We start from the raw sequence: 15,402 nt of genomic DNA, 5'->3' as shown, positions 1-15,402 counted from the left end.
AAACCCCCTCAGGAACCTTCCTGAGGGGGTTTCAGCAGGTGCCTGCACCGAACACGACGCAGACTGAGTCCATGCCGACCGCTTCTTCTTCCGTGTCCCGCCGCCGACGCTGCCCCGAGTGCCGCCGCGAGATCGCCGTCGTCGGGGGCCGGTTCGCCCGCCACGATCCCCCCGGCGCCCGCGCCGCGGGCGAACTGGTCTCCTGCCCGGGATCCCGCCGGACGGCCCAGCTCGGCGCGGTGCAGGACGCGCTCGACGGATACGTGGTCCCGCACGTGCCGGGTCAACTGCCGCTGTTCTGAGCACGTTCGTACGTACGTTCCTGGAGGCGCGTACGTTTCTGGAGATACGCGTTCCTGGAGGTACGCGATCTCGTGGCCCGGGACTGCCCCGGGCCGGGCCGGGCCGGGTCGAGCCGGACCGGGGCGGATCAGTTCCCGGCGACCGACTTCACAGCCACCGTCACCGGCGTCGACCCGGAGACCAGCTCGAGCGTCAGACCGGCCGTCGCGGGCGTCTCGAGCAGCTCGGCCAGGACCGCGGCCACGTCGTCCCGGGACACGGCCCCGCGCCCGGTGGACGCCTCGAGCCGCACGAGCCCGGTGCCCGCGTCGTTCGTCAGCGAACCGGGCCGCAGCACCGTCCAGTCGAGGCCCGTGCGGCGGCGTACGTCGTCGTCGGCCGCGCCCTTGGCCCGCAGGTACACGTCGAAGATGTCGTCGCCCGCGTGCGCGGCGTCCGCGCCCATCGACGACACGACGACGTACCGGCGCACCCCGGCCCGCTCCGCCGCGTCCGCGAACAGCACGGCCGCGTCCCGGTCCACGGTGTCCTTGCGGTCCGCGCCGCTGCCCGGGCCCGCGCCCGCCGCGAAGACGGCCGCGTCCGCGCCCTGCAGCTTGGCCGCGACCTCCTCCAGGGAGGCGGCCTCCAGGTCGCACAGGACCGGCTCCGCGCCCGCGGCCCGCAGGTCGTCGCCCTGCTCCGCTCTGCGGATGATCCCCGCCACCTCGTCCCCGCGCGCCGACAGCAGCCGCTCGAGCCGCAGCGCGATCTGACCATGACCCCCAGCGATGACAATGCGCATGCCTTCGACCGTACGCCCGCCGGTGACGGTTGACCGCGCAACCATGCGGGGCCCTCGTGGGTCACACCACTACCGCGGCATATTTCCGGCCCGCGGACCTCATCGGGAGCCAGTCATCAGCGTCATACGTAACACCACCCTCACCGCCGCGGGCTGCACGGCCCTGCTGCTCGCCACGACCGCCGCCTGCGGCACCGTGGAGAACCTCACCGCGGCCCAGAAGATCGACCGGGCCGCCGACAAGCTCGGCGAACGCACGTCCCTGTCCGTGGAGTTGGGCGTCGACGCGACGCCCGCCGCCCTGACGAAGCTCGCCGGTGAGTCCGACGGCGAGAGCCTGCCGCCCGAGATGGCCAAGGCGCTCACGAAGTCCCGGATCACCTTCTCCGTACGCTCCAAGAAGCCGCTCGCCGACTCCGGCTCGAAGGACATCGTCGGCGCGGGCCTGAAGTTCACCGGGCCCGACGGGGTCGTCGCCGAGTACCGGATGGTCGGCGACTACGCCTACTACCGCATGAACCTCGACGCCTTCTCCGACCTCGCGGGCTTCCCGGCGCCCACCGCCGACGAGCTGCCGCCCGGCAAGGACGGCGAGCTGGCCAGGACCGTCATCGACGGCAAGTGGGTCAAGTTCAAGACCGACGACCTGACCAAGGACCTCGAGAAGAACGCGAAGGGCGACAAGAAGACGCCGTCCAAGGGCTCTTCGGACGAGGCCCTGGACTCCGCCACCCAGAAGAAGATCATGAAGGCGGTGCGCGGCGCTCTCCAGCACAACGTCACCTTCGCGGACAAGGGCAGCAAGGACGGCACCGACCACGCCACCGCCACGGCGCCCTTCCGCACGCTCCTGACGGACATGGTCGACAAGCTGCGCCCGCTCGCCGACGAGCTGCCCGACGGCGCCGAACTGCCCACGGCGAAGGACCTGAAGGACGCCCCGAACAAGAAGGTCGCCGTCGACTTCGCCATCAAGGACGGCGCCCTGACCCGCGTCTCCATGGACGTCGCCACGCTCGCGGACGACGCCAAGGGCGTAAAGGCCCCGCTGTACCTGAACTTCGGCGAGGCCTCCGACATCACGGCCCCGTCCGGCGCCAAGGAGATCCCGGCGGACGCCCTCCTGGCGGGCAGCCTGTTCGGCCTGGGCGCCACCGGCGGCTCGGAGTCCTTCGACTCGATGGACGAGGACTTCTGAGCTCGCTGGGCCCTCTGAGCCCTCTGAGCCCTCTGAGCCCTCTGAGCCCTCTGGGCCCTCTGAGCTCTCTGGGCCTCTGATCCCTTTGAGCTCCGTGAGTCTTTGAACCCTCTGAGTCTCCGAGTCTCCGAGTCTCCGAGTCTCCGTGTCTCCGTGTCTCCGAGTCCCTGAGGCACGCGCGCGTGGCAGCTCATACGCCGCTACGCGCGCGTGCTCACCTCACACGCATCCCGCAGCTCCCCGAGTGGGGCTGCCCCTCAAGCCGGGTTGCCGCCCCCGTACTTGGCGGCCCGCCCCTGCCGCGGCAGGTCGAGCGCCACCGCCGCCGCCGAGTCGCAGTACTCGCGCACCGCACTGGTCCGCGCCACCACGCGCCCCCGGTGCACGACGATCCGGCTGTACGCGAGCGACAGCGCCCCCGCGAGGCGTTCACCCCGCACCGCGAGCAACTCCGCGGGAAACCCCGCCTCCAGACGCACCTCCGGCAGCCCGAGCGCGGCCCTGGCCCCCGAACTGACCGCCGCGTACGCGTCCTCGGCCCGCATCCCGTACTGCGACGCCAGCAGGTAGGCGGCCTCCAGCGGATCGCCCCGGCCCACCGGATTGGCCACGTCCCGCAGCGCCCCGCTGCCCGCGGCCACCCGTACCCCGGCCGCCCGCAGCAGCCGCACGGGGGCGACCCCGCGGCCGTCCACGCCCGCGCATCCGCCCTGCGGGAGGCACACGACCGTCACCCCGGCCGCCGCGAGCGCGTCCGCGACCCGCCGGGCCGCCTCACCGGGCACCCGCGCGAGCCCGCCCAGCGGCCCCAGCGTGACCCCGGAACGCAGCCCGCCCGCAGCGGCCGCGAGCCGCCCGAGCCGCGCCGGGTCCGTCCCGTCCGTGTGCAGATCGACCGGACAGCCGTGCTCGGCGGCGACCTCAAGCACCGCCTCTACGTAGCCAGTTGGATCGGGATCCAGGTCGGGGCAACCGCCTACTACGGAGGCGCCCATCTTCACCGCGTCCCGCAGCATCGCGAGCCCGTTCGCACCGGCGAGCCCGGTCAGCAGCCGAGGCATCGCCACCGTCCGCAGATCCGCGAGCCCCATCAGCGAACGCCGCGCCTTCAAGGCGGCCTCCATGGAATCGAGGCCCTCCATGTCGCCGATCCGCACATGGGAGCGCAACGCGGTGGCCCCGTGCCCGAGTTGCAGCAGAGCCGACTCGGTGGCCCGACGCTGGACGTCCTCCGCGTCGTACGAGACGGGCCCCTCGCTGTCCGCGGACAGGGCCGAGTCGCCGTGCGCGTGCGGTTCCGCGGGGGCGGGCAGCAGAAGGTGGCCGGAGAGGTCCACGCGCGAGCCGGCCGCGGTGAGGCTGCCGGCCGTGCCGACCGCCTCGATGCGCCCGCCACCGAGCCGCACGTCCACGGTCCTGCCGTCGGTCAACCGGGCGCCGCACAGCAGCAGGCCGGAGCCGTCGGGCAGGTCCTCGGGTGAGCCGGGGGAGGGGGGCTGCTGCGGTGGGCTGTCGGGCATCGCGCTCCTGAGGGCTCGGGCAAGATCACGCAGGGTGGGTCGAGCCTAGGGCGGCGACGAGGGAGCTTCGGGGAACGCCGAAATAGTCGTACAGATGGGGTCCGTGTGGCGGCTGTGCCGCCTGCCCGAAACGGATTTGGGCGATCGGCGGGCAACCGTGTAATGTCTTCATCGCTCGCCCCAATAGCTCAGTCGGTAGAGCGTCTCCATGGTAAGGAGAAGGTCTGCGGTTCGATTCCGCATTGGGGCTCTGGTGCACACGTCGTTCGCAGCGTGAGCATCACAGCGGTGTAGCTCAGTCGGTAGAGCAAGCGGCTCATAATCGCTGTGTCACCGGTTCAAGTCCGGTCACCGCTACTGACAGTAGCCGATTGTGGGGTCGGTCCTTCGATCGGCTACTCTTTTATGCGTTCAACCCTGTCCCATCCGTTCGTCAAGGAGCACTCACGTGGCTGCCACCGACGTCCGCCCGAAGATCACGCTGGCCTGCGTGGAGTGCAAGGAGCGGAACTACATCACCAAGAAGAACCGGCGTAACGACCCGGATCGTCTGGAGATGAAGAAGCACTGCCCGCGTTGCAATGCGCACACCGCGCACCGCGAGACGCGATAAACAAGGCTCGTACACGAGGCCGTCCCCGTCAGGGGGCGGCCTCGTGTCGTTGGCCGGCCTTGTTCACCACCCTGTTCAACCCTGTTCAACCACCTCGTTCTCACACCCAGGAGGTGCCGAGTCCATGGCGCTCGACCAGTCCTTCGTGGGGCGGACCTACCCGCCCACCGCCCCGTACGAGGTCGGCCTGGAGAAGATCCGCGAGTTCGCCGAGGCGGTGGGCGACGCGAACCCCGCCTACGCCGACCGCGAGGCCGCCCGGGCGCTCGGCCACCCCGATGTGATCGCCCCGCCGACCTTTGTGTTCGCGATCACGTTCAAGGCCGCCGGTGACGTCGTCCACGACCCGGAGCTCGGGCTCGACTACAGCCGCGTCGTGCACGGCGACCAGAAGTTCGCCTACACGCGCCCCGTGCACGCGGGCGACCGGCTGAGCGTCACCTCGACGATCGAGGCCATCAAGTCCCTTGCGGGCAACGACATCATCGACGTCCGCGGCGAGGTCCACGACGAGGCCGGCGAGCACGTCGTGACCGCCTGGACGAAGCTCGTCTCGCGCGCCGCAGAGGAGGCCTGATCGCCATGGCGACGACCATCAAGTACGACGAGGTCGAGGTCGGCACCGAGCTGCCGCCGCAGACTTTCTCTGTGACGCGCGCCACGCTCGTGCAGTACGCGGGTGCCTCCGGGGACTTCAACCCGATCCACTGGAACGAGAAGTTCGCGGTCGAGGTCGGTCTGCCGGACGTGATCGCGCACGGCATGTTCACCATGGCCGAGGCGATCCGCGTCGTCACCGACTGGACCGGCGACCCGGCCGCCGTCGTCGAGTACGGCGTGCGCTTCACCAAGCCGGTCGTCGTCCCGAACGACGACAAGGGCGCCGAGATCGAGGTCTCCGCCAAGGTCGCGGTCAAGCTCGACGACCACCGCGTCCGGGTCGACCTGGTCGCCATGAGTGCCGGCCAGAAGGTGCTCGGGATGTCGCGCGCTGTCGTTCAGCTGGTCTGACCGCGGCTCGACCGCCGTCTATGTAGCTGTGAGTAAGGGGCGTCCTCCTGGGAGGGCGCCCCTTACCGTGTCTCTGCTCACAGTGGGGGTTGACTTAGGTAGTGATTGGCCACTAACTTACTCGCATGGTCAGGATGAGTGCGGAGGAGCGACGCGAGAGCGTCATTCGTGCGGCGATGATCGAATTCGCCCGCGGCGGCTACCGGGGCACGTCCACCGAGGCGATCGCCAAGCGGGTGGGTGTCTCGCAGCCGTACCTGTTCCGGCTCTTCCCGGGCAAGCAGGCCATCTTCCTCGCGGCGGCCCGGCACTGCTGCGAGCGCACCACCGAGGTGTTCCGGAAGGCGGCCGAGGGGCTGGAGGGCGCCAAGGTCGAAGAGGCCCTCGGCGGCGCCTACTTGTCGCTGATCGCGGACGAGCCCGACATGCTGCTCATGCAGATGCAGATCTACGTGGCGGTGGCCGCCGCGGAAGCGTCCGGGGAAGCGGAGTTCGGCGAAGAGATCCGGCGCCTGTGGATGGAGATGTACGACGCGGTCCTGCTGGCGATGGGGGCGGACGTCGAGCAGACGACCGGCTTCCTCGCCGACGGGATGCTGATCAACGTCCTGGTGTCGTTGGGATTCCCGCCCGGTCACCGGGTGTGGGCCGGCTGCTTCAAGCCGCAGCTGTTCGAGTAGCGACGAGTGGCCGCAAGTGGCACCGAGTGGCCGCAAGTAGCAACGAGTAGCTGCAAGTGGCAACGAGGGCGAGAGCGCAACAACTGCTGAACAGCAGCACGTAGCAAGCAGTAGTAACCGGTAATCGGTAAGCGCCATGCATGTGGCACGGGGGTGCGCACTTTTGTCCCCGCAAAAGTTAGTCATCAATAACTAACCTCAGGGATCTCAAGGGGAAGCAATGTCACAGCCGACAGCAACATCCGGGCGCGGGAGCGCCGTCTGGGCCCTCGTCATCACCAGCATCGCCGGATTCATGGCGGCCCTCGACAACCTCGTCGTCACCACCGCCCTGCCGTCCATCCGCCAGGACCTCGGCGGCGCCCTCGACGACCTCGAGTGGACGGTCAGCGCCTACACGCTCACCTTCGCCGTCCTGCTGATGTTCGGTGCGGCGCTCGGCGACCGCTTCGGGCGCAGGCGCCTCTTCCTGGTCGGCATCACGATCTTCACCGGGGCCTCGGCCGCCGCGGCCATGTCCACCGGGATCGGCGCCCTGATCGCCGCCCGCGCGGTGCAGGGCGTCGGCGGCGCGATCATGATGCCCCTGACGCTCACCCTGCTCAGCGCCGCCGTCCCGGCAGCCAAGCGCGGCATGGCGTTCGGCATCTGGGGTGCTGCCAACGGACTCGCGGTCGCCTCCGGACCCCTCATCGGCGGCACCCTCACCGAGCACGTCTCCTGGCACTGGATCTTCTGGCTGAACGTCCCTGTCGGCCTCCTCCTGCTGCCGCTCGCCCGGCTGCGCCTCAAGGAGTCCCGCGGCACCGGAGCCCCGCTCGACATCACCGGCACCCTGCTCGCCAGCGGCGGCCTCTTCGGGATCGTGTACGGCCTGGTCCGCGCGCCCATCGTCGGCTGGACCGACGCCGTCGTGCTGACCGGACTGTTCGCCGGTACGGCGCTGCTCGCCGGATTCGTTTACCACGGCATCCGCAGCAAGAACCCCATGCTCCCCATGCGCCTCTTCCGCTCCCGCGCCTTCGCCGGGGTCAACGCCGCGAGCCTGCTGATGTTCCTCGGGATGTTCGGCTCGATCTTCCTGCTCAGCCAGTTCCTGCAGGGCGTACTCGGCTACTCGCCCACCGAGGCGGGCCTCAGGATGCTGCCCTGGACCGGCATGCCGATGATCGTCGCGCCGATCGCCGGATATCTGTCCGACCGGATCAGCGGCCGCACGATCGCCGCCACCGGCCTGTTCCTGCAGGCGATCGGGCTCGGCTGGTTCGCCACCGTGATCTCCGCCGACGTCTCGTACGCGGCCCAGCTGCCGGCCCTGATCGTCAGCGGCATCGGCATGGCCCTGTACTTCGCCCCGGCCTCCAACCTGGTCATGTCCAGCGTCAGGCCCGAGGAACAGGGCATCGCCTCCGGCTCCAACAACGCCCTGCGCGAGGTCGGCGGCGCGCTCGGCATCGCCGTCATGTCGTCGATCTTCTCGGCGCAGGGCGGCTACGACAGCGCACAGCACTTCGTGAACGGCATCGAGCCCGCGCTGTGGGTGGGCGCCGCGGTGGTCGCCGTGGGCGGCGCGGCCGCGCTGTTCATCCCGGGGAAGGGCCGCACCGCGACCGTGGTCCGGGACACCGACTCCGAGCCCGCCCCGGTCCTGGAGAGCGTCTGACACCTGCGGATACGCACACGGGCACGGGCGTAGGTGCAGACGCAGCACAGGCACCGGACGCGGACACAGACGCAGACACGAAATCGGACCCGTACCCGTACCCGGACTCGGACACCAAGGGAGCACGTCATGCCGACCCTGCCCTGGACCACCCCGAACATCCCGCCCACGCGCGCGGAGGCCACCGTCTTCGCCTCCCGCTTCGAGACCCGCACCCTGTGGGGCGCCCTGAAGTTCTTCCTCCGTACGCCCACGATCTGGCGCCAGGTGGGCAGGGCCCCCGGCGCGTACGGCGCCACCTTGAAGGCCAAGCCCTTCCGGCGCACCTTCTGGACGCTCTCCGTCTGGGAGTCGCCCCGGGCCCTCAAGGACTTCGCGGCGTCCGCGCCGCACGGGCCGATCGCGGCGAGCCTGCGCGGACAGATGAAGGACGCGGAGTTCCTCACCTGGAAGACGACGACCGACGAGCTGCCCCTCGACTGGAAGGACGTCATGCGGCGCTTCGTATGACGCCCGCCACGGTCACCCCGTCGCCGACACCCGCTACGAGAACGGCCCCGCCCGAGCGGCGGGGCCGTTCTCGTACCCTGGTGCGCGTGCAGGAACTCCACGACGCCCCCCTCGCCCCCCTGACCACCTTCCGGCTCGGCGGCCCCGCCACCCGGCTGCTCACCGCGACGACCGACGCAGAGGTGGTCGACGCGGTGCGCGCGGCCGACGCCGCCGGCACGCCGCTGCTGATCATCGGTGGCGGCAGCAACCTCGTGATCGGCGACAAGGGCTTCGCGGGCACCGCCCTGCGCATCGCCACCAAGGGCTTCGAACTCGACGGTACGAAGCTGGAGTTGGCGGCCGGTGAGGTGTGGACGGGCGCCGTCGGGCGCACCGTGGAGGCCGGTCTCGCGGGCATCGAGTGCCTCGCCGGAATCCCCGGCTCCGCCGGCGCGACGCCGATCCAGAACGTGGGGGCGTACGGCCAGGAGGTCTCCTCCACGATCACCGAGGTGATCGCGTACGACCGCACGGCCGGTGAGACGGTCGCGATCCCGAACGCCGAGTGCGCCTTCTCGTACCGCCACAGCCGCTTCAAGGCCGAACCCGATCGCTACGTAGTGCTGCGCGTGCGCTTCGAGCTCGAGGACGCCGGTGGGCTGAGCGCGCCGATCAAGTACGCCGAGACGGCCCGCGCCCTGGGTGTCGAGGCGGGCGACCGCGTGCCCGCCGCGGCGGCGCGCGAGACCGTCCTGAAGCTGCGCGCGGGCAAGGGCATGGTGCTCGACCCGGAAGACCACGACACGTGGTCGGCGGGGTCGTTCTTCACCAACCCGATCCTCACGGAGGCGGAGTTCTCGGCCTTCCACGCGCGCGTGGCCGAGCGCATGGGCCCCGACGTGCAGGCGCCCGCGTTCCCGGCGGGGGAGGGGCTGACGAAGACCTCCGCGGCCTGGCTCATCGACAAGGCGGGCTTCACCAAGGGGTACGGCACGGGCCCGGCCCGCATCTCCACCAAGCACACCCTCGCCCTCACCAACCGCGGCGAGGCCACGACGGAGGACCTGCTCGCGCTCGCCCGCGAGGTCGTCGCGGGGGTCCGCGAGGCCTTCGGCGTCACCCTGGTCAATGAGCCGGTGACCGTCGGCGTAAGTCTCTGAGCTGCAATTTCTCATTGACCGCAGGGGGTTTCGCCCCTGATAGTGGCGGCGTCGAGACGATCGACGTGCACATCAGGGGTGGGAACCACACATGCAGGAGAACGACGGGCAGTCCGTGCTGCCCGCATACGAGCGTGCCCAAGTGCTGCTGCGCGCCGGGGAGTTGGGGCAGGCGCGCGCCGAGGCGCGGACGGGCCTCGACGAGCACGGGCCGCACGCGGGGCTCTACGCGGTCCTGGGCCGCGCCCACGCGGCGGAGGACGAGGACGACCACGACAGCGCCGCGGAGCGCGCCTACCGGGCCGGGCTCGAGGCCTTCCCGGACGATCTGGACCTGCTCGCCGCGTACGCCGAGTTCGGACTCGCCGGTGACGTGATGGAACAGCCGGGGCGTGTGGCACGCGGCCGTAAGGCGGCGGACCGGCTGAGAGAGCTCGCCCCGGACTCGCCGCAGGCGCGGCAGGCCGGCTCCGGCCCCGGGCCCAAGCCGCCCTCCGAGGCCCGGGTGCAGCGCCATGACGTCCGTACCGCGCTGGCGCCGGGGGTCACCGCGAGCGCTGCCGCCGAAGCAGCCGCCGAGGCCGCTGCGGCGTGGCCGTACGACCGGCGCCTGGCCGTGCGTGCCGCGACGCTGGCCGAGCTGGCCCGGCCAGTGGCGGCACCCGCGCGCGTGGTGGTGCGCAGCCCGTACCTGACGGCTCTGCTCCTGGCCGTGGCGGTCTCCGCGCTGCTGCTCACGGTGACCGCGCTGGAGCTTCCGTCGTGGACCCTGCTCGCCGTCCTCCTGCTGACCGCCCCCGTACGGCACGAACAGATGCTGCTGCGCCGGGCGCGCCGCCGGGCGCAGGCCGGGCTGCCGGTCGAGCACCGCGAGCCCGCGCCGGGCGCACCGGAGATTCCGGGAGTGAGTCCTCGGCAGAAGCTGATGGCGGCGGGCGCGGCACTGATCCTGGTGGCGTCGGCGGGCGGCTCGGCCGCCTGGGGCCATGCGCGGAGCACCGCGTATCCGCACTACGAGGCGTCCGTTCCGCGGTCCTTCCACGGGATGCAGCTGAGTCAGGACGACCCCTTGGGCGACTACTTGGAGTCCTCCATGGAGGAGACCACGCTGCCGCCAGGAGCCCATCCGTTCTCGGGCCTCTACAGGGACGAGGATTCCGGCGACTCGATCACCCTTGTAGGGGCGACGGGTGACCTGCACGCCGAAGATCCCGACGACTTGTTCCTCGCCGCGGAGGACGGCCTGGGCGAGGGGACGGTGGACTTCTGGAGCATCGACCCGGGGCCGCTCGGCGGCCGGGCGGAGTGCACGAGTCTGCGCACCGGCTCGGGCACGCAGGGCATGTGCACCTGGCTCGACAAGGGCAGCGTGGGCACGGTGATCACCCGGATCACCGGTTCCGACGACCGTGCGGCCCTGGCCCGGCTCACCCGCGAACTGCGCCGGGCCACCCTCAGGCCCACCGAGCGGGGCGCGGCCTAGTACGCCACCCCCACCCCCTGCTTCACCGTCCCCGCGTCGTCGATCATGGCCAGCATCGCGTGGGCCACGTCCGCGCGGGCGATGAAGCGGCCCGAGCGCGGGAAGCCGCCCACGACCTGCCGGTACGAGCCGGTCAGCGGCTTGTCCTGGAGGCGGGGCGGGCGTACCGACGTCCAGTCCGTCGCGCTGGCCGCCAACTCGGCCTCCATGGCGGCCAGATCGACGTACACGTCCTTCAGGATGCGGGTGATCATCCCGTACATGGCGCGGTCGAGGAGCGGCGAGTCCGCGGGCTGCGGGCCGACCGGGCCCGCGCTCACCACGAGCAGCCGGCGCGTGCCCTCCGCCTCCATGGCCCGCAGGACGCTGCGCGTCAACCGGGTCGTGATCCCCGCGTCGGCCTTCTTGCGGGCCCCGAGCCCGGACAGCACCGCGTCACGGCCGGCGACCGCGGGGCGCAGCGAGGCGGGGTCCGACAGATCGCCCCGGAACACCTCGAGGCGCTCACCGGTCACGGTGAACGCGGCCGGGTCCCGCACCACCGCGGTGACCTCGTGCCCGGCCGCCAGGGCCTGTTTGACGATCTCCTGTCCGATGCCGCCGGTCGCACCGAAAACCGTGAGCTTCATGGCGTACCTCCAGGTGCGCGCGAAGAGAGTGAGCGAGAGAAGAGAGTGTGCGAGAGAAGCAGTGGGTGAGTATTCACTCACCCCTGTTCACCCTTAGAGTGAGTGAGTACTCACCTCACGTCAAGCTTGGTTGGAGACCCCATGGACCAGAAGTCGGACCTGAAGCCGGCCCGTGTCCGCATCGTCGACGCGGCCCACGACCTGATGCTGAACATCGGTCTCGCCCGCACCACGACCAAGCAGATCGCCAAGGCGGCCGGCTGTTCCGAAGCAGCGCTCTACAAGTACTTCGCCAACAAGGAGGAGCTCTTCGTGACGGTGCTCAACGAGCGCCTCCCGAGACTGGGTTCGCTCCTGGGCCGCCTCCTTACGGAGGCCGTGGGGAACACGGACCGTACGGTCGAGGAGAACCTCACCGACATCGCCCACGAAGCAGCGCTCTTCTACGAGCAGACGTTCCCGATGGCCGCGTCCCTGTATGCGGAGCCCCAGCTCAAGCTCCGCCACGAAGAGGTCATGCGCGAACTGGGCACCGGGCCGCACAAGCCGATCCAGGGACTCGACGCCTACTTGAGCGCCGAGCAGCAGGCGGGCCGCATCAGCGCCGAAGCCGACACGTATGCGGCCGCCTCCCTCCTCCTGGGCGCCTGCGCCCAGCGCGCCTTCGCCTACGAGATGTCCCCGGACCGCAAACCACCGCAGTCGCTGGACGAGTTCGCGGCGGGCATCGCCCGCACCCTGCTCAGGGGGATCGCCTAGAGCGGGCCGGAGCGGCTCAGGCCGCCAGCCACTCCTCGACCCCGCTCAGCAGCTTCTCCTTGACGTCCACGGGCGCCGCGGAGCCCCGTACCGACTGCCGGGCCAGCTCGGCCAGTTCGGCGTCGGAGAAGCCGTGGTGACGGCGGGCGATGTCGTACTGGGCGGCCAGGCGCGAACCGAACAGGAGCGGGTCGTCGGCGCCCAGCGCCATCGGCACCCCGGCCTCGAAGAGCGTGCGCAGCGGCACGTCCTCGGGCTTCTCGTACACGCCGAGCGCGACGTTCGAGGCCGGGCACACCTCGCAGGTCACGCCCTTGTCCGCGAGCCGCTTGAGCAGGCGCGGGTCCTCGGCGGCCCGCACCCCGTGCCCGATCCGCCCGGCGCCCAGGTCGTCGAGGCAGTCCCGCACCGAAGAGGGCCCGGTCAGCTCGCCCCCGTGCGGCGCCGCGAGGAGACCGCCCTCCCGCGCGATGGCGAAGGCCCGGTCGAAGTCCCGCGCCATGCCCCGCCGTTCGTCGTTCGAGAGCCCGAACCCGACGATGCCCCGGTCCGCGTACCGCACCGCGAGCCGCGCCAGCGTACGGGCGTCCAGCGGGTGCTTCATCCGGTTCGCGGCGACGAGCACCCGCATCCCGAGCCCGGTCTCGCGCGAAGCGCTGTCGACGGCGTCGAGGATGATCTCCAGGGCCGGGATCAGCCCGCCCAGCCTCGGCGCGTACGACGTCGGATCGACCTGGATCTCCAGCCACCCGGACCCGTCGGCGATGTCCTCCTCGGCGGCCTCGCGCACCAGGCGCCGAATGTCCTCGGGCTCCCGCAGGCAGGAACGCGCCGCATCGTAGAGCCGCTGGAACCGGAACCACCCGCGCTCGTCCGTGGCCCGCAGCTTCGGCGGCTCCGCGCTGGTCAACGCCTCCGGCAGCCGCACGCCGTACTTGTCGGCGAGCTCGAGCAGGGTCGTGGGCCGCATCGACCCGGTGAAATGCAGATGCAGATGGGCCTTCGGCAACTGACGTACATCACGTGCTACACGCTCCATCCCAAGATCCTGCCGTACGCACCCGCAGTCCCGGTAGCGCCTTTCCACCATCGGGACACCGCCCGAACGAAGAAACGGGCCGCCTCCTTAAGGAGGCGGCCCGTTCACGCAGTGCTCGCGACTCAGTCGCGCGCCTCGGCCAGCAGCTTCTGGATGCGCGAGACACCCTCGACGAGGTCCTCGTCACCCAGCGCGTACGAGAGGCGCAGGTACCCCGGCGTACCGAAGGCCTCGCCCGGAACCACGGCGACCTCGGCCTCCTCCAGGATGAGCGCCGCCAGCTCGACGGAGTCCTGCGGCCGCTTGCCGCGGATCTCCTTGCCGAGCAGCCCCTTCACCGAGGGGTACGCGTAGAAGGCACCCTCGGGCTCCGGGCAGACGACGCCGTCGATCTCGTTCAGCATCCGCACGATCGTCTGACGACGCCGGTCGAAGGCCTCGCGCATCTTCTCCACGGCGGTCAGATCGCCGGACACGGCGGCGAGAGCGGCGGCCTGCGCCACGTTCGAGACGTTCGACGTGGCGTGCGACTGCAGGTTCGTCGCCGCCTTCACGACGTCCTTCGGGCCGATGATCCACCCCACGCGCCAGCCGGTCATCGCGTACGTCTTCGCGACACCGTTGACCACGATGCACTTGTCGCGCAGCTCCGGAAGGATCGCGGGCAGCGACGTGAACGTGGCGTCCCCGTAGACGAGGTGCTCGTAGATCTCGTCCGTCATGACCCACAGACCGTGCTCCACGGCCCAGCGGCCGATCGCCTCGGCGTCGGCCTCGCTGTACACGGCGCCCGTCGGGTTCGACGGCGAGACGAACAGCACGACCTTCGTGCGCTCCGTGCGCGCGGCCTCCAACTGCTCGACGGAGACGCGGTATCCGGTCGTCTCGTCGGCCACGACGTCCACCGGGACACCGCCCGCGAGACGGATCGACTCCGGGTACGTCGTCCAGTACGGCGCCGGGACGATGACCTCGTCGCCCGGGTCGAGGATCGCGGCGAACGCCTCGTAGATGGCCTGCTTGCCGCCGTTGGTCACCAGGACCTGCGAGGCGTCGACCTCGTAACCGGAGTCGCGCAGCGTCTTCGCGGCGATCGCGGACTTCAGCTCGGGCAGACCGCCGGCCGGCGTGTAGCGGTGGAACTTCGGGTTCTTGCAGGCCTCGATGGCCGCCTCGACCACGTAGTCGGGCGTCGGGAAGTCGGGCTCACCGGCACCGAAGCCGATCACCGGACGCCCGGCGGCCTTGAGGGCCTTGGCCTTGGCGTCGACGGCGAGGGTCGCCGACTCGGAGATGGAGCCGATGCGCGCGGAGACCCGGCGCTCGGTGGGGGACGAACCAGCGGACGGAGAAGGAGTTGCAGCGCTCATAACCCCATCGTTCCAGACCGGAAACCCGCCCGGCACACGGGTTTCCAAGACCATCGGATCCACTGTTGATCCCGCTGTTGATCCACTTCCCGTCGCCATTCGTTCGACGGGGCGCCGCAGAGCACGTACACTCACTGCTCGTTGGCCTTCACCGGCCGCTCCCACTCATCGCACTCCGTGCGTCCGGGCGGATGCGGTACGTTGGGGGAAACAAAGGGTCGTAGCTCAATTGGTAGAGCACTGGTCTCCAAAACCAGCGGTTGGGGGTTCAAGTCCCTCCGGCCCTGCTACACACACCTTCGCCAGGATGTGTGCGCATGTACGTACTGCAATGCACCGCCGTGCGGCTCATACCGGGCGCGGCACGGCCACGACCCGGAATCAGGTGAGGACGCGTGACGGACGCCGTGGGCTCCATCGACATGCCTGATGCCCAGGATGAGGCGCCGGAGTCCAAGAAGAAGGCCCGCAAGGGCGGCAAGCGCGGCAAGAAGGGTCCCTTCGGCCGCCTCGCACTCTTCTACCGCCAGATCGTCGCGGAGCTCCGCAAGGTCGTCTGGCCGACTCGCAATCAGCTTTCGACGTACACCACCGTGGTGATCGTGTTCGTCGTCATCATGATCGGTCTGGTGACCGTGATTGACTATGGCTTCAGCCATCTCATCAAGTACGTCTTCGGCTAAACCGCCGAAAGCGGA

Annotated in this window: 17 protein-coding genes and 3 tRNA genes; 15 read left to right on the top strand and 5 right to left on the bottom strand. The window is 70.4% G+C overall.

What is annotated here, in order from left to right:
* Positions 1-71: 71 nt before the first annotated feature.
* Positions 72-302 (top strand): hypothetical protein, encoded by a 231-nt coding sequence (locus ACIBUY_RS12350; protein WP_365577973.1) that lies wholly within the window; start codon positions 72-74, stop codon positions 300-302.
* 128 nt (positions 303-430) lie between these two features.
* Here ACIBUY_RS12350 and ACIBUY_RS12345 read toward each other — a convergent pair whose 3' ends face one another.
* Positions 431-1,087 (bottom strand): SDR family oxidoreductase, encoded by a 657-nt coding sequence (locus tag ACIBUY_RS12345; RefSeq protein WP_365577975.1) that lies wholly within the window; start codon positions 1,085-1,087, stop codon positions 431-433.
* Between the two features lie 43 nt (positions 1,088-1,130).
* Here ACIBUY_RS12345 and ACIBUY_RS12340 point away from each other — a divergent pair, with 43 nt between their 5' ends.
* Positions 1,131-2,285, top strand: coding sequence for a hypothetical protein (locus ACIBUY_RS12340; protein ID WP_399152509.1), 1,155 nt, complete (start codon positions 1,131-1,133; stop codon positions 2,283-2,285).
* Positions 2,286-2,542: 257 nt separating this feature from the next.
* Here ACIBUY_RS12340 and ACIBUY_RS12335 read toward each other — a convergent pair whose 3' ends face one another.
* Positions 2,543-3,805 (bottom strand): amidohydrolase family protein, encoded by a 1,263-nt coding sequence (locus ACIBUY_RS12335; protein WP_399152508.1) that lies wholly within the window; start codon positions 3,803-3,805, stop codon positions 2,543-2,545.
* Positions 3,806-3,982: 177 nt separating this feature from the next.
* On the opposite strand from ACIBUY_RS12335, the gene ACIBUY_RS12330 reads away from it, so the two are divergent.
* The 10 genes from ACIBUY_RS12330 (at position 3,983) to ACIBUY_RS12285 (ending at position 10,907) form a co-directional block, all read left to right on the top strand.
* A tRNA-Thr gene (locus ACIBUY_RS12330) sits at positions 3,983-4,055 on the top strand.
* A 34-nt stretch (positions 4,056-4,089) separates the two neighbouring features.
* Positions 4,090-4,162, top strand: a tRNA-Met gene (locus tag ACIBUY_RS12325).
* 91 nt (positions 4,163-4,253) lie between these two features.
* Positions 4,254-4,418 carry a 50S ribosomal protein L33 gene (rpmG, locus tag ACIBUY_RS12320; protein ID WP_004571794.1) on the top strand — a complete coding sequence of 55 codons (165 nt, stop codon included), beginning with the start codon at positions 4,254-4,256 and terminating at the stop codon, positions 4,416-4,418.
* Between the two features lie 124 nt (positions 4,419-4,542).
* Complete coding sequence (locus ACIBUY_RS12315) at positions 4,543-4,995, top strand: MaoC family dehydratase N-terminal domain-containing protein (protein WP_365577981.1); 453 nt, start codon at positions 4,543-4,545, stop codon at positions 4,993-4,995.
* A 5-nt stretch (positions 4,996-5,000) separates the two neighbouring features.
* Positions 5,001-5,429, top strand: a complete 429-nt coding sequence (locus tag ACIBUY_RS12310) for a MaoC family dehydratase (RefSeq protein ID WP_365577983.1) — start codon at positions 5,001-5,003, stop codon at positions 5,427-5,429.
* A 125-nt stretch (positions 5,430-5,554) separates the two neighbouring features.
* Positions 5,555-6,109 (top strand): TetR/AcrR family transcriptional regulator, encoded by a 555-nt coding sequence (locus ACIBUY_RS12305; RefSeq protein ID WP_365577985.1) that lies wholly within the window; start codon positions 5,555-5,557, stop codon positions 6,107-6,109.
* Between the two features lie 220 nt (positions 6,110-6,329).
* A complete protein-coding gene (locus ACIBUY_RS12300; protein ID WP_399152507.1) occupies positions 6,330-7,772 on the top strand; it encodes a DHA2 family efflux MFS transporter permease subunit in 1,443 nt (480 codons plus the stop codon).
* 129 nt (positions 7,773-7,901) lie between these two features.
* The gene (locus ACIBUY_RS12295) at positions 7,902-8,282 is read left to right on the top strand and encodes a DUF3291 domain-containing protein (protein ID WP_399152506.1); all 381 of its coding nucleotides are present in this window, start codon (positions 7,902-7,904) and stop codon (positions 8,280-8,282) included.
* Between the two features lie 86 nt (positions 8,283-8,368).
* The gene (locus tag ACIBUY_RS12290; protein WP_399152505.1) at positions 8,369-9,424 is read left to right on the top strand and encodes a UDP-N-acetylmuramate dehydrogenase; all 1,056 of its coding nucleotides are present in this window, start codon (positions 8,369-8,371) and stop codon (positions 9,422-9,424) included.
* A gap of 91 nt (positions 9,425-9,515) precedes the next feature.
* A complete protein-coding gene (locus ACIBUY_RS12285) occupies positions 9,516-10,907 on the top strand; it encodes a tetratricopeptide repeat protein (RefSeq protein WP_399152504.1) in 1,392 nt (463 codons plus the stop codon).
* Here ACIBUY_RS12285 and ACIBUY_RS12280 read toward each other — a convergent pair.
* Positions 10,904-11,536, bottom strand: coding sequence for an NAD(P)-dependent oxidoreductase (locus ACIBUY_RS12280; protein WP_399152503.1), 633 nt, complete (start codon positions 11,534-11,536; stop codon positions 10,904-10,906). The two genes, ACIBUY_RS12285 and ACIBUY_RS12280, sit on opposite strands and share 4 nt — an antisense overlap.
* A gap of 141 nt (positions 11,537-11,677) precedes the next feature.
* On the opposite strand from ACIBUY_RS12280, the gene ACIBUY_RS12275 reads away from it, so the two are divergent.
* Complete coding sequence (locus ACIBUY_RS12275) at positions 11,678-12,295, top strand: helix-turn-helix domain-containing protein (protein WP_365577997.1); 618 nt, start codon at positions 11,678-11,680, stop codon at positions 12,293-12,295.
* A 16-nt stretch (positions 12,296-12,311) separates the two neighbouring features.
* Here the strand turns inward: ACIBUY_RS12275 and ACIBUY_RS12270 are convergent, their stop codons facing one another.
* Together ACIBUY_RS12270 and ACIBUY_RS12265 are read right to left on the bottom strand one after the other, a co-directional pair.
* Positions 12,312-13,334: an adenosine deaminase gene (locus ACIBUY_RS12270; RefSeq protein WP_399152502.1), complete on the bottom strand. Its 1,023-nt coding sequence runs from the start codon at positions 13,332-13,334 to the stop codon at positions 12,312-12,314.
* A 122-nt stretch (positions 13,335-13,456) separates the two neighbouring features.
* On the bottom strand, positions 13,457-14,704 hold the full coding sequence (locus ACIBUY_RS12265; protein ID WP_365578001.1) for a pyridoxal phosphate-dependent aminotransferase: 1,248 nt from the start codon (positions 14,702-14,704) through the stop codon (positions 13,457-13,459).
* A 214-nt stretch (positions 14,705-14,918) separates the two neighbouring features.
* Here ACIBUY_RS12265 and ACIBUY_RS12260 point away from each other — a divergent pair.
* Positions 14,919-14,991: transfer RNA gene (locus ACIBUY_RS12260), tRNA-Trp, on the top strand.
* Positions 14,992-15,099: 108 nt separating this feature from the next.
* Complete coding sequence (gene secE, locus ACIBUY_RS12255; RefSeq protein ID WP_365578003.1) at positions 15,100-15,387, top strand: preprotein translocase subunit SecE; 288 nt, start codon at positions 15,100-15,102, stop codon at positions 15,385-15,387.
* Positions 15,388-15,402 lie beyond the last annotated feature (15 nt).

This window comes from Streptomyces sp. NPDC050085, assembly GCF_044460595.1.
Classification (GTDB): domain Bacteria; phylum Actinomycetota; class Actinomycetes; order Streptomycetales; family Streptomycetaceae; genus Streptomyces.
Note: the sequence above shows the minus strand (reverse complement) of the source record. Positions and strands in the feature narration are given on the sequence as shown.